Source organism: Vibrio sp. SCP2, from assembly GCF_059295395.1.
In genome coordinates this window covers 1,475,613-1,488,100 of sequence record NZ_JCAFVV010000001.1, presented here as the reverse complement: position 1 = coordinate 1,488,100, position 12,488 = coordinate 1,475,613, and the positions used below count along the sequence as shown (strand labels likewise).

At 44.6% G+C, this 12,488-nt stretch carries 11 protein-coding genes; 4 read left to right on the top strand and 7 right to left on the bottom strand.

The window, feature by feature from the left end; translation table 11 throughout:
• The first annotated feature begins 245 nt into the window (after positions 1-245).
• Positions 246-1,721 carry a peptide MFS transporter gene (locus tag AC5O63_RS07130; RefSeq protein WP_004745642.1) on the top strand — a complete coding sequence of 492 codons (1,476 nt, stop codon included), beginning with the start codon at positions 246-248 and terminating at the stop codon, positions 1,719-1,721.
• An 85-nt stretch (positions 1,722-1,806) separates the two neighbouring features.
• On the opposite strand, the gene AC5O63_RS07125 is transcribed toward AC5O63_RS07130, so the two are convergent.
• The 7 genes from AC5O63_RS07125 to AC5O63_RS07095 all read right to left on the bottom strand — a co-directional run bounded on the left by AC5O63_RS07125 (position 1,807) and on the right by AC5O63_RS07095 (position 8,795).
• Entirely contained in the window at positions 1,807-2,163 is a 357-nt protein-coding gene (locus tag AC5O63_RS07125) for a DUF3316 domain-containing protein (protein WP_069668266.1), read from the bottom strand.
• Positions 2,164-2,525: 362 nt separating this feature from the next.
• Positions 2,526-3,428, bottom strand: coding sequence for an EamA family transporter (locus AC5O63_RS07120; protein ID WP_494504430.1), 903 nt, complete (start codon positions 3,426-3,428; stop codon positions 2,526-2,528).
• Positions 3,429-3,499: 71 nt separating this feature from the next.
• On the bottom strand, positions 3,500-4,204 hold the full coding sequence (phnR, locus tag AC5O63_RS07115) for a phosphonate utilization transcriptional regulator PhnR (RefSeq protein ID WP_171319798.1): 705 nt from the start codon (positions 4,202-4,204) through the stop codon (positions 3,500-3,502).
• Positions 4,205-4,212: 8 nt separating this feature from the next.
• The gene (locus tag AC5O63_RS07110) at positions 4,213-5,925 is read right to left on the bottom strand and encodes a putative 2-aminoethylphosphonate ABC transporter permease subunit (protein WP_494504585.1); all 1,713 of its coding nucleotides are present in this window, start codon (positions 5,923-5,925) and stop codon (positions 4,213-4,215) included.
• Positions 5,926-5,950: 25 nt separating this feature from the next.
• The gene (locus tag AC5O63_RS07105) at positions 5,951-7,063 is read right to left on the bottom strand and encodes a putative 2-aminoethylphosphonate ABC transporter ATP-binding protein (RefSeq protein ID WP_494504429.1); all 1,113 of its coding nucleotides are present in this window, start codon (positions 7,061-7,063) and stop codon (positions 5,951-5,953) included.
• A gap of 155 nt (positions 7,064-7,218) precedes the next feature.
• On the bottom strand, positions 7,219-7,623 hold the full coding sequence (locus tag AC5O63_RS07100) for a GNAT family N-acetyltransferase (protein ID WP_494504428.1): 405 nt from the start codon (positions 7,621-7,623) through the stop codon (positions 7,219-7,221).
• A 161-nt stretch (positions 7,624-7,784) separates the two neighbouring features.
• Entirely contained in the window at positions 7,785-8,795 is a 1,011-nt protein-coding gene (locus AC5O63_RS07095) for a putative 2-aminoethylphosphonate ABC transporter substrate-binding protein (RefSeq protein WP_171319806.1), read from the bottom strand.
• A 283-nt stretch (positions 8,796-9,078) separates the two neighbouring features.
• Between AC5O63_RS07095 and phnW the strand changes: the two genes are divergently transcribed.
• The 3 genes from phnW (at position 9,079) to phnX (ending at position 12,471) form a co-directional block, all read left to right on the top strand.
• Positions 9,079-10,182: a 2-aminoethylphosphonate--pyruvate transaminase gene (phnW, locus tag AC5O63_RS07090; RefSeq protein WP_494504427.1), complete on the top strand. Its 1,104-nt coding sequence runs from the start codon at positions 9,079-9,081 to the stop codon at positions 10,180-10,182.
• Positions 10,183-10,207: 25 nt separating this feature from the next.
• Positions 10,208-11,587, top strand: coding sequence for an aspartate aminotransferase family protein (locus AC5O63_RS07085; RefSeq protein WP_494504426.1), 1,380 nt, complete (start codon positions 10,208-10,210; stop codon positions 11,585-11,587).
• A gap of 68 nt (positions 11,588-11,655) precedes the next feature.
• On the top strand, positions 11,656-12,471 hold the full coding sequence (phnX, locus tag AC5O63_RS07080) for a phosphonoacetaldehyde hydrolase (protein WP_494504425.1): 816 nt from the start codon (positions 11,656-11,658) through the stop codon (positions 12,469-12,471).
• The last annotated feature ends 17 nt before the right edge of the window (positions 12,472-12,488 follow it).

Below are 12,488 nucleotides of genomic sequence, written 5' to 3'. Positions count from 1 at the left end.
CAGGAGGCTAGCACAGTTCTTAGTAGTTAAAAATCTCTTTAGAGCACTTTATCGCACGGAATATTTACCAAAAATATCCCACGCAAACGTTTTGGATCAAACTCATTACAAAAATTTATGCGAAGTTGAGAAAAAATCGTGCATAGAAAAGTAATTCTGCGATAATTGTTTCAATTTATAACATAGCACAAATGATAAAATAATCAGATGTTAACTCTGTGTTATATCAACAAAAAGAGAATATTATGTGGAATAAACTCAATAAATCAATGATGTTCTGCCAGGCGATGTTTGGCTTATCATTCTATGGTGTGATGGTTATCCTGACCCGTTTTTTCTTAGAAGATCTAGGGTATAGCGAAGCCGACACCATGATGGTTGTCGGAGCGTTCTCATCCATCGGCCCACTTTTCGCTATCGCTGGCGGCTTTATTGTCGACAAATTTCTTGGCGCATACCGCTCACTCACCATTGCTTATGGTGCATTCGCTACAGGATACACCTTGCTAGTATTGGGCGCGTCAACAACTAACATCCCAATGAGCTTAGCAGGTATCGCACTCGCAAGTTACGCACGTGGCTTAATGTCTCCTTCTTACCCAAGTCTTTACAAACGCACCTTTGCTTCAGAAGAGGACTTCGAGAATGGCTACCCAGTAAACTACTCAGTCAACAACGTTGGCGCATTGTTAGGTCAATACCTGTTCCCAATGTTCGTACTGGTAATCGGTTTCCACGGAAGCTTCACACTATCAGCAGTCATGGCGGCCTTCGCATTCGCAGTACTTGTTATCTTCAATAAACAACTTGTTGGTGCAGCCGCTGAGATCGATCAAGAGCCAGTCAGCGCAAAAAACTGGGCGGCATTCCTAACGGTTTCAGTTGCAATGGTTGGCTTAGTATTCTTCATGTTCTCTAACATGGATATTGGTCAGAACATCGTTTACGCCATCGGTGCCGCTGCAATCTTGTACTTCATCTCGTTGATGTTTAAGTCAGGCAAGTCAGATGCATTGAAGATGGGTACCATCCTAATCATGACAGTGCTAACGACATGTTTCTTCGTTTACTACGGTCAGATGATGACATCAATGACCATGGTAACGATCAACACAATGCGTGGTGATCTATTCAACCTGATCCCAATTGCCCCAGAAGCATCAATGGCAATGAACCCTCTGTGGTGTATTGTTGCCGGTCCTGTTATTGCTATGACCTTCTCCTCTCTTGAGAAGAAAGGCATCAATTTCTCAACCGCAACTAAGATCGGTTTTGCCTTTATCTTCACAGCGATTGCGTTTGGTATCCTGACCATGGCAGTGATGAATATTGGTGAGGATGTGGTTATCCGCCCTGAAGTCTTCCTAGCGATTCACTTCTTCCAAGCATTCGCAGAAGTTATTGTCGGTAGCCTTGTGGTTGCGTTTATCCTGTCGGTTGCTCCTAAGCACATCGAAGGTTTCTCTGTATCACTATTCTCTGTTGCAATGGCACTAAGTGGTATCGTAGGTGCAGTATTCTCTACCTCTATCGCTTTAGAGAAAGGCCAAGAGATCACGCAAGAAATTGTTCAAACTGTTTATGGTGACTACTTCCAACTACTAACTGTTCTTGCTGTTGTGATGGTAGCGATTGCTCTGGTTGCTTCTGTGATTATTCGTAAGATGCTAGAAGCGGCTCGCGCTGATGAACAACCTGAAATGGTTGAAGCAGAAAGCTAATCATCGCCACACTAAAATAAAGTAAAAACCCAAGCGTTGAGCTTGGGTTTTTTATTATTTGCTAGCAAAAACTGAAATAAAAGAATTAGTCTCTATCGCGAGCTCTAAATTCGTAACTGACATTAATTACAGGTTGGAAAGCAATTTCACCTTCACTGGTAACAATTTCATTCACTGTTACGTGTGAATTTCTCAACTCAAATGAATTAACGTCAACAAGGTCATTGGTTGAGTAAGATACAGCTTTACTTAGCTCATATGGAGATTTATCGTTAATTTCCATAATCATGGTTTTACCTGCTGCTAATGCTGCTTCTTTTGAACCAACTGCATCGCCATTCATAGTTTCACTTTGGATTACGGTGTTGTATGCACCACCTAAACCAGCCAAAGCTACTGAACTAAACAACATGACACTTGCTAAACTCACTACTTTAATCATAACTGACTCCTTAGCTACTTATACTTACTTACCTAATAAATGGTTCTAAAAATCGAGCTTTATTCCGCTGCCCGAGTAACCAAATAGTACGTAATAGAAGACCAGAATGAATTAGAAATAATTGCACTTGTTATTCGAATAATTTGAAATAAGTGTAATTCGCTTTCTTACATTAAAAGTAAGGTTAAATTGGTTCACAATATGCAGCTTAGAAAAAAGATATTTAACTCAACACTTTATTAGTTCGATTCGAAAACAAAGAAAGAAAGCCGAGATAACACTTTAGAGTGATTCGTTATAATACAAGTGGAAAATATCATATAAATTTAGTGAACTTTTTGGCATTAATTGGTCCTTTTCTATCAGATAACTGTCAATACCAGTCCAACGAAAATCAAGAAGGTGCCTAAACTTCGGGTTAAAGCGAAACGCTCACCTAATAAAATCACACCGAAAATCATACCAAACACAATACTTAGCTGCCTTAGCGCCACAACATAACTGACATTCTCGGTCATCGTCATCGCGTATAACACCAAGCCATAAGTGGTGGCCATCATAATCCCGGCCATTGCGGAAGGCTTTTTGATGCTCCAAGCCTCAGAAAACTCCTTCCATTGACGTGTTGCCAAAACATAAATGGCAATGACTAAGAATATCGTCCAGAACTGGATACCCAAATAGAAAATCGCTGAATGCAGATTAGAGATAATAGATGAGAGCTCAAGGTCAACAATCCCTAAAGCCTCTTTGTCCAAAATGGAGTAGCCTGTGGTGCCTACTGCAGCAATCACCGCCCATAACACACCAATATTGAGGTAGTCACCAAAACGTAACTCGCGTAAAGAACTCAAAGGCACTAATAGACAACCAAAGGTGATTAACACGAAGCCTACCCACACAAACGTGGTTAACTGGTATCCCAGTAAAGCGGTGCCCACGCCAACCATTAGCACTGGAAGTGCACGCGCAATGGGATAAATTACGCCAATATCACCATGCTTATAGGCATTACCTAAACCAATCAGATAGATAAACTGAGCGACACCACTTACGAGTAGCATCCACCAAAACGTTGCTGGAATATTCGTGATACCAACATAATTGAGATACCAGATTACATATGGCGCAAGTACAATCGAAGCGGCAGCACTACTGGATAAGAAAAATGCCGTACCTGAAGACTTGTTACTTTTGCTTAGAAGATTCCACCCAGCATGCAGAAATGCCGATACGACAACCAAACATATCGCCCATACTGACATAGTCATTCCTTAAACTTGAATAGATTAAAGGCTTCTGGTTACTACGCAGAAGCCTAAATAAAGAAGTGAGATTAACGTTGAAGCTGAGCGACGGACTCAATGCTGATCGCATCATGTCGCCAATATTCGATATCGCAGTCAATCAACTCGCCATTTTGATTGTAGTTAACTCGCTCAACGACCATAGCCGGTGTCCCAGACGTCGCTCGCAATGCTTGTGCAGTCTCACCGAGCAATGTGCTGGTACTAATGCGGTAGCGAATCTTTTCGTAAACAACACCATAATGTTCGCGATAAATGTCTGTTAAAGACTTCGACAAATCAAAATCGAGAAGATTTGGAAACAACTCAGGACGAATATAGTTAGTAACATACACCACTGGGCGCTCTTCTAGGTATCGTACCCTATCTACTCGATACACATCAGAAAATGGCTGTAACCCAAGTAAGCTAGCCGCTTGCTTATTGGCAAGAATACCTTTTGCTGCAATCAATTCCGTCTTTGGTGTGCGCTGCTGCGCGGTCGCCATATTGGTAAAGTTGAGAGTCTGCGTAGGATCGTACTTAAGTGGCAGTGGCGAGATAAACCAACCACGTCTGTCTTCTCGGTAGATTCGCCCTTCTGCTTCAAGCAAGGATAGCGCCTCTCTGAGCGTGACTCTTGTGGTATCAAACGACTCTGCAAGCTTCCTTTCTGCTGGCAATTTCTGCCTTGGCGATAACATGCCTGATTCAATTTGCTCAACAATCGAATCTTTAATTTTTACGTACTGCACCCTTGTCCTTACCTTTTACGCCATGCTTGCGTTTTGTTTTCTAACCATTTGCCTAACGTCATGTGTGCTAACTTAGCTACAGCAGCAGAGATCATGATCATCACTGCCATCGCTGCGGCTGCACCTGTCTGTCCTGCATCATCCATATTTAATACTGACACAGAAGCAGGGATAGTTTCCGTAGAGTAGATAAATACTACCGCAGAAGTGGTGGTTAATGCATTAATAAACAAATAGGTAGCGATATCTAGAGTCGCAGGAACGCAAACTGGCAGCGTCACCTTAAAAAACAACTTGTACTGAGGTAGCTTTACCGAAGCCGCTGTCGCTTCTATCTCAGCAGGAATTTGCTTAAGCGCAGTTACCGCTGTCATATGACCAACAGTGTAATAGTGAACCACGGTGTTGATAACAAGAAACGCCATGCCGCCATATAAAACGCTGAGTGGGTTGTTGGCATCATTAAAATAGAAGATATACCCTAACCCCAGTACCATTCCCGGTACTGCCATTGGAACAACGCTGAGCATTTGCATGGCTTGTCTAACCGGTGCAAACGCCCGCCCTTTCTCAATACAGTACGCACCAACAAAAATAATCGCTGTACCAATAATGGCTGTCCATGTTGCGAGTGTGAGCGAGTTAAAGTATGGAGACCAACCATAGGTACTCATTTCAGCAAAGTTGTAGTTGTTCAGCGTCAGTGCCTTATTCCAAGGCCAGAAGGTCACCAATGAGCCATATACTGCCATCCCAAGTACCACAATCACCGCGGCAGAAATCACCAAACAATAGGCAAAACAGATCCCGTCTCTGACTTTATTAGGCTCAGGTTGGTAAGGGACAGAGCGAGTATCAAATAGGCTTTTTTGTTTCTTTTGTACCCAGCGGTCAGCGACAAACGCGAGCAAGGCAGGCATTAACAGTAAAATACTGGTCACCGCACCCATAGAGAAATTTTGCTGCCCGACGACTTGCTTGAAAATGTCTGTTGCCAGAACGTTGTAATTCCCGCCGATCACTTTAGGTACACCAAAATCACACACAACCAGAGTGAACACGACAATCAAGGTACTGATCAGTCCGTACTTAGCAGCCGGAAGAGTGACAACAAAGAAAGTCTTGAACGGTGACGTTTTTAAAGCTCGCGCCGCTTCATACAATCTCGCATCCGAGGTTCTCAATGAGGTGGTGAGTATCATGAGGGCATGAGGGAAGGTCCAAAAGATGAGACCTAGTGAGATGCCCACCAAGCCATAGATTGATTGACCACCCAACATCTCTTTAGCGATACCTTGATTACCAAACAAAAAGATAAGACTGATTGCAGGAAGCAACGACGGTGCCAAAATAGGAGCTGTACCCAGCATGTGAAACATTCCTTTCATTGGCATGCACGATCTCGTCAATGCGTAGGCATAACCAAAAGCGAGCAGACCTACTACGGCAGTCACCAGAAGCCCTAATGTAAATGTGTTGCCAACAGAGTACCAAAGACTGTCATTGGCAAAATAGGTAGCAAAGTTCTCTAACCCAACAAATTCGCCACTGTTGTCCTGAACACTTTTTGTCAGCATCGCCCATAGAGGCATCACAATAAAAATTGTTAGCGCTGAAAATAGGAACGCCAATAAGCCAAATAGCACTAGGTTATCCTTACTGACCCTGTGCAAAAGGGATGAAGGACGCAATGAGCGAGAGTTAACTCCAGAGTTGTACATAGTTCTGCTTTCCATTAGTGATACCTTAAGCCGCAATTGCTTTAGTGCCATTCGGGCTTAACGTTGGGTATGCACGTACCCCCTGTTTTGAGAACTGAATGTATCGAATATCGCCAATACGCAGCTTCTGCTCGGTGACCACTTCGCCAGCGACATCAATAAAGATCGGCGCGGCTTGTTTGTCATGCTGAAGTTCACATTCAAAGCGATAAAACGCACCAAGGAACTCTCTGTCTCGGATCTTCACAGGTAGAGCATTATTAAATTGCTCAGCAAAACGGATACTTTCTGGTCGAATAGCCAGATCAAAGCAATCCCCTCTCACTACTTGCTTGTTTTCAATAATAGGAGCGGGAATAAGCGACTCAGCGATACGTAGTTGAGTATCAGTCGCTGCGGAGGCAGAAATAAAATTCATACTGCCAACAAACTCAGCAACAAAACGAGTAGCAGGGTGTTGATAGATCTCTTGTGGCGTGCCCACTTGCTCAATGACACCATGATTCATCACAACGATTCTGTCAGCCATAGATAGCGCTTCATCTTGGTCATGAGTCACCATGATTGTGGTAATACCCAGTTTGCGCTGAAGTTTGCAAATCTCATCTCTAAGGTGAACACGAACTTTGGCATCAAGCGCCGAGAGAGGTTCATCAAGAAGCAATAACCCTGGGGACAAGGCTAACGCTCTCGCAAGGGCAACACGCTGCTGCTGACCACCAGACAATTGGTTAGGATACTTTTCACCAGAAGTCGGTAAACCAATCATATCAAGCCAATAATCAACCTTTTCTAAGGCTTCTTGATTGGTCATCCCTTGGTTCTTCAATCCGATAGCAATATTCTCTTGCACGGTAAGATTTGGAAATAGCGCATACGATTGAAAAACAATACCAAAATCGCGTTTTTCCGGAGGGAGGAAGGTTGTCTCTTGTCCATCTTGATAAATGCCACCTGAAGTCGGTAGGTCAAGACCAGCGATAGCTCGTAGTAAGGTCGTTTTGCCACAGCCAGAGGGGCCAAGAAAGCAGACAAACTCGCCCTTCTCTATCGCCAGTGAAATTTGCTTCAACGCAGTGAACTGGCCAAATTGCTTCACTACATTTTCAATTTGTAAGTAAGGTTGGTTAGTTGACATAACACACTCTCCAAATGGTATATACCAACCTTAAATCTGGTTTATTTCAGTGGCATGACAAATTTATAGAGCAAAGATGACAATAAAATGAATTCACTCGGTTAGCCTATTGTCTGTAACCGAACAATTAGCGAGGTCAATCTACGCCCTAAAGTTCACAACTCAAGAGACATTTTAAAGTACGGAATTTCTCCTTTGTAAAAGCGCTCACCTTGCTTATTCATACCGAATTTGCGATAGATACCCAGTGCTGATTCGCGTGCATCACACCAAAAAAGTGTCGCTTGAAAATCTCGAACTTCGCTCAGCATGGTTTCCAACATCATTGAGCCTATACCCTGCCCTTGATACTCAGGCAAAACAGCAAATTTGCGTAGTCGAGCTTCATCGTGCTCAACAAAGACCGATGCGACACCGACTAACTGATCTCCGATAAAGCCTCCGTAGTGAAAGCCAAATTCATCTTCTGCCACGCGACAAAACTCCAGACTCTTTGTCGGCCATAACACCGCATGCCTGAGCGCGAGTGTTTGTTCTGCTGTAACTCTTTCTACTCTCATGATGCTTTCCTTGCCCTCCAGTTATCCAGTTATCCAGTTATCCAGTTATCCAGTTATCCAGTTATCCAGTTATCCAGTTATCCTAATTTGCCCTTAACTTCCCTGAAAAGCAAAAAGGAGAGCAACCTTGCTCTCCTTTGTTATCTCAATGCACAATCAGCTTATGATTTAGGCTCTGATTTAGCATCAAATTTCGCTGACCAAGCCGCTAGGATATCCGCACGCTTGCTGCCCATCTGAGCAAAGTCCATCTTAGCCATGTTCGCTTCAACATTCGGGAAGTTAGACACAGTTGCTTTCACATCTTTGTGACCAACTACTGGGTACATCTCTATGTAAAGCTCATTTGCTGCTTTCGAAATAGACCAATCAACTACGCGCTTAGCTGCGTCAGACTCTTTCACTAAGCCGACCGCTTCTGATTCCCAACCGATGCCTTTAGGCGTGATCACCGCTAAAGGAGCACCTTGTGTTTTTAGCTTAGCGCCACGGCTTGCCATTGAAATACCAATCGCAACTTCCCCCATGCCTGCTTGTACACATGGTTTAGAACCGGAATGCGTGTAGTGTGCAATGTTCTTATCTAGATCACGCATGTAGTTCCACGCTTTGTCTTCACCCATATTTTGCAACCAAGCTGAGACTTGCATATAGCCAGTCCCTGAAGAAGCTGGGTTAGGCATTGCGATATGACCTTTGTATACAGGTTTAGTCAGATCTTGCCAAGATGTCGGCTTTGGCAGGTTCAGCTGCTTAGCAACCGCTTCGTTAAAACATACCGCGTTAAAGAATGCGTCGTTACCAAACCAAGCTTGGTTTGATTGCGGGTCATTCAAACTCGCATTTAGCTGATCCAGACCTTTCGGCGTGTATGGCTGTAGAAGACCTTCTTCTTTTAGTAACGCCATCGAAGAACCTGCCAGACCCCAAACAACTTCAGCACGCGGGTTGTTTTTTTCTGCAAGTAGCTTAGCAGTCATGATGCCTGTTGAATCACGAACCCATTTGATTTTGATATCAGGGTTTTCTTTTTCAAAAGCATTTTTGTACTTTGCCAGAATGTCAGTTTCGAAAGCCGTGTAAACCGTCACTTCCTGTGCTGCCATTGCGTTTGTTGCCAGCAGAGAAACAAGTGCAGCTAGCGATCCTTTCATCAAACGGTTTTTCATCATCTTCTCCAATTAAGACTATTACGTTTGTTAAACCTTGCCGAGTTAGCATTGGTCTGTACCAGTTGACGTAATACACCCTAAAAGCGCTTTATTACGATTCAATGAACAAAAAATGGCACTTTTTTAAAGAATTGACGAAAAACTGTGCGCAATTTTGCCGGCGAATTTTTCATATGAAAGTTTTATTAAATTCGACTCTCTGACCTTTACTGTTGTTTTTTCCTCTTGCTAAAGTAAATTCAAATTCTGGTGTAGACCAAATATAGTTAAAATGGAAATCGAGATGAAAAACGAATACCTACTGCTGACTCCGGGTCCTTTATCGACATCTGAAACCGTTCGTGAAGCCATGCTTAAAGATTGGTGTACTTGGGATGATGACTACAACAAAGACATCGTAGAAGTTATCCGCACTAAGCTAGTAAAACTCGCAACAAAGCAAGGTGGCTACACTAGCGTACTGATGCAAGGCAGTGGTACCGCATCTGTAGAGGCAACGATTGGCAGCGCTATTGGCAAAGATGGCAAATTGTTGGTTGTTGACAACGGTGCATACGGCGCACGTATCGCTCAAATTGCTGAGTATCTAAACATTCCATGCCATGTAGTTTCCCCTGGCGAAACATCACAGCCACACTTGAACGAGGTGGAAACTGCATTGGCATCGGATCCTAGCATCACCCATGTTGCGATTGTTCACTGCGAAACCACAACAGGCATGCTTAACCCAATTGAAGCTTTTGCGTCGATGGCAAAAGCGCACGGCAAAGTGGTGATTCTCGATGCAATGTCGAGCTTTGGTGGGATTCCTATCGATATTGCAAAGCTCAACATCGACTTTATGATCAGCTCTGCAAACAAATGTATTCAAGGCGTTCCGGGTTTTGGCTTTGTAATCGCAAAACAAACTGAGCTAGAAAAATGCCAAGGTCAGGCACGCTCTTTAAGCCTTGATCTATACGACCAATGGCACTGTATGGAAGCGAACCACGGTAAATGGCGTTTCACGTCTCCAACGCACACGGTTCGCGCTTTCTACCAAGCTTTATTAGAGCTTGAGCAAGAAGGCGGTGTCGAAGCGCGTCACAACCGTTACCAGACTAACCAGAAAACACTGGTTACGGGTATGCGCTCTCTCGGCTTTGAGCCACTACTGAATGATGAGCTTCATTCACCAATCATCACCTCTTTCTACTCTCCTACGCACAGTGACTATCAGTTCAAAGAATTCTACACCCGTTTGAAGGAGCAAGGTTTTGTGATTTATCCGGGTAAGGTGTCAAACGCAGACTGTTTCCGTATCGGCAACATTGGTGAAGTGTACCCTGCGGATATTGAGCGCCTAATCGGTGCGATTGAAAAAGCCATGTACTGGCAAGTTGCTTAAATAGCCTTAAGGAAGAGATAGCGTTATGACTGAAAATGTACAACCGACCCACTTCCGTAGCGAAGGTGATGTCAACACGACACCAGCGCGCCAAGCTTGGAATGCATCGATGGACGACGAACGCACGCAAGCATTGTTGAAGCGTGATTCGGAGGTCTTTCTTCATCAAGCTATGTCGACGCCTTGCCTAGATACGTTGGAAGCAGCAGAAGGCATCTATATCCAAGATTCGACGGGCAAAAAGTACATGGATTTCCATGGCAATAATGTTCACCAGTTGGGTTACGGACATCCACATGTGATTAAACGTGTGCAAGAGCAAATTGCCAAGTTGCCGTTTTCACCACGCCGTTTTACTAACCAAACTGCTATTGAATGTGCTGAGAAGCTAACGCAAATCTGTGGTGGTAAGTTGAATCGTGTGTTGTTTGCACCTGGTGGTACATCCGCCGTTGGTATGGCGCTAAAACTGGCACGTCACATCACAGGAAACTACAAAGTCGTCTCTTTATGGGACTCTTTCCATGGTGCGTCACTGGATGCTATCTCTGTCGGTGGTGAAGCCTGCTTTCGTCAGGGTATGGGTCCACTAATGGCGGGTGTAGAGCGCATCCCACCAGCCGTATCTTACCGAGGCGCCCTTCCATCACCAGACGGCAGTGATGTGCATTATGCCGACTACCTTGAGTACGTAATAGAGAAAGAAGGCGGTGTCGGGGTGTTTATCGCCGAAGCAGTTCGCAACACCGATGTACAAGTGCCAAGTAAAGCCTACTGGAAACGCATCCGTGAAATTTGTGATAAGCACAATGTGATGCTGATTATCGACGACATTCCCAACGGAATGGGTCGCAGCGGCGAATGGTTTACCTATCAAGCTTACGATATTGAGCCAGACATTCTGTGTATTGGTAAAGGTTTAGGCGGAGGCTTAGTGCCTATCGCCGCTATGGTCACCAAAGATAAATACAACACCGCTGAGCAAATCTCCATGGGACATTACACACATGAGAAAAGCCCAATCGGCTGCGCGGCGGCACTAGCAACCATGGAAGCGATAGAGCAAGACGGCTTGCTAGACAAAGCCAAAGCCGACAGCCAATTCATGCGTGATAAGCTGCTAGAAATGAAAGCCAAATACCCAGTAATTGGCGATGTTCGTGGCATCGGCATGCTTTGGGGCATTGAACTGGTCACCGACCATGAGAGCAAGCAGCGCGCCTATGACGAAGCCGAAGCCGTGCTCTACCAATGCCTCAACCATGGTATGAGCTTTAAGGTGTCGCAAGGCAATGTTATCCAACTAAGTCCACCGCTAATCATCACTCGCGAACAACTGGCAGAAGCCTTGGCAATCTTCGAAGAAGCGATCGCCAAAGTGTGCAAAGACTTTAACTACTATTAAACACTCGATTTATCCAAAGTACCGTAAAAGCAATGACTTGGCACTTTGGCAAACAAAAAGGATTCAACATGAACAACTCACCAATTCAGGCTGTTATCTTTGACTGGGCAGGCACTATCGTCGATTTTGGCTCATTTGCACCGACCAGCATCTTTGTTGAAGCATTCAAGCAAGGTTTTGATTTCGAAATCGACCTTGAAGAAGCGCGCGAACCAATGGGCCTTGGTAAATGGGACCACATCCAGGCAGTGGGCCGCATTCCTACGGTAGATAAACGCTGGAATGAGAAGTTTGGTCGCTCGATGACTAGCGAAGACATTGACGCTATCTACGCGGCGTTTATGCCTTTGCAAAAAGCAAAAGTCGCAGACCACGCAGAGCCAATCCTGAATGCAATTGAAGTGGTAAACGATCTCAAAGACAAAGGCATTAAGATTGGATCTTGTTCTGGGTACCCTCGTCAGGTGATGGACGTTCTGATTCCTGTTGCGGCGGACTACGGCTACAAGCCCGATTATGTAGTCGCAACAGATGATCTTCCTCAGGGTGGTCGCCCTGCACCATTTATGGCACTCAAGAACGTCATTGAGCTTAACGTGACCGATGTGAATGCCTGTATCAAAGTGGATGATGCCGCACCGGGCATCGACGAAGGTCATAACGCGGGGATGTGGACCGTTGGCCTGCTGCTTTCTGGTAACGAAGCGGGTCTGACGTTTGAAGAGTACCAAGCGGCAGATGAAGCAACCCTTGATGCCGCACGTGAAAAAGCACGTGCGAAGCTTATCAAGAGCTCACCACACTACCTAATCGATACCATTGCTGACTTTCCACAAGTGGTTGCCGATATCGAGCGCAGATTAGCAGCGGGTGAACGACCGTAACGCTGTTAACCTCAAGG

Excerpts from the sequence above, each read along its gene's own strand:
- AC5O63_RS07130 (WP_004745642.1), top strand. The coding sequence starts at position 246 with ATGTGGAATAAACTCAATAAATCAATGATGTTCTGCCAGGCGATGTTT.
- AC5O63_RS07125 (WP_069668266.1), bottom strand. The coding sequence starts at position 2,163 with ATGATTAAAGTAGTGAGTTTAGCAAGTGTCATGTTGTTTAGTTCAGTA.
- AC5O63_RS07120 (WP_494504430.1), bottom strand. The coding sequence starts at position 3,428 with ATGTCAGTATGGGCGATATGTTTGGTTGTCGTATCGGCATTTCTGCAT.
- AC5O63_RS07110 (WP_494504585.1), bottom strand. The coding sequence starts at position 5,925 with ATGTACAACTCTGGAGTTAACTCTCGCTCATTGCGTCCTTCATCCCTT.
- AC5O63_RS07105 (WP_494504429.1), bottom strand. The coding sequence starts at position 7,063 with ATGTCAACTAACCAACCTTACTTACAAATTGAAAATGTAGTGAAGCAA.
- AC5O63_RS07100 (WP_494504428.1), bottom strand. The coding sequence starts at position 7,623 with ATGAGAGTAGAAAGAGTTACAGCAGAACAAACACTCGCGCTCAGGCAT.
- AC5O63_RS07095 (WP_171319806.1), bottom strand. The coding sequence starts at position 8,795 with ATGATGAAAAACCGTTTGATGAAAGGATCGCTAGCTGCACTTGTTTCT.
- phnW (WP_494504427.1), top strand. The coding sequence starts at position 9,079 with ATGAAAAACGAATACCTACTGCTGACTCCGGGTCCTTTATCGACATCT.
- AC5O63_RS07085 (WP_494504426.1), top strand. The coding sequence starts at position 10,208 with ATGACTGAAAATGTACAACCGACCCACTTCCGTAGCGAAGGTGATGTC.
- phnX (WP_494504425.1), top strand. The coding sequence starts at position 11,656 with ATGAACAACTCACCAATTCAGGCTGTTATCTTTGACTGGGCAGGCACT.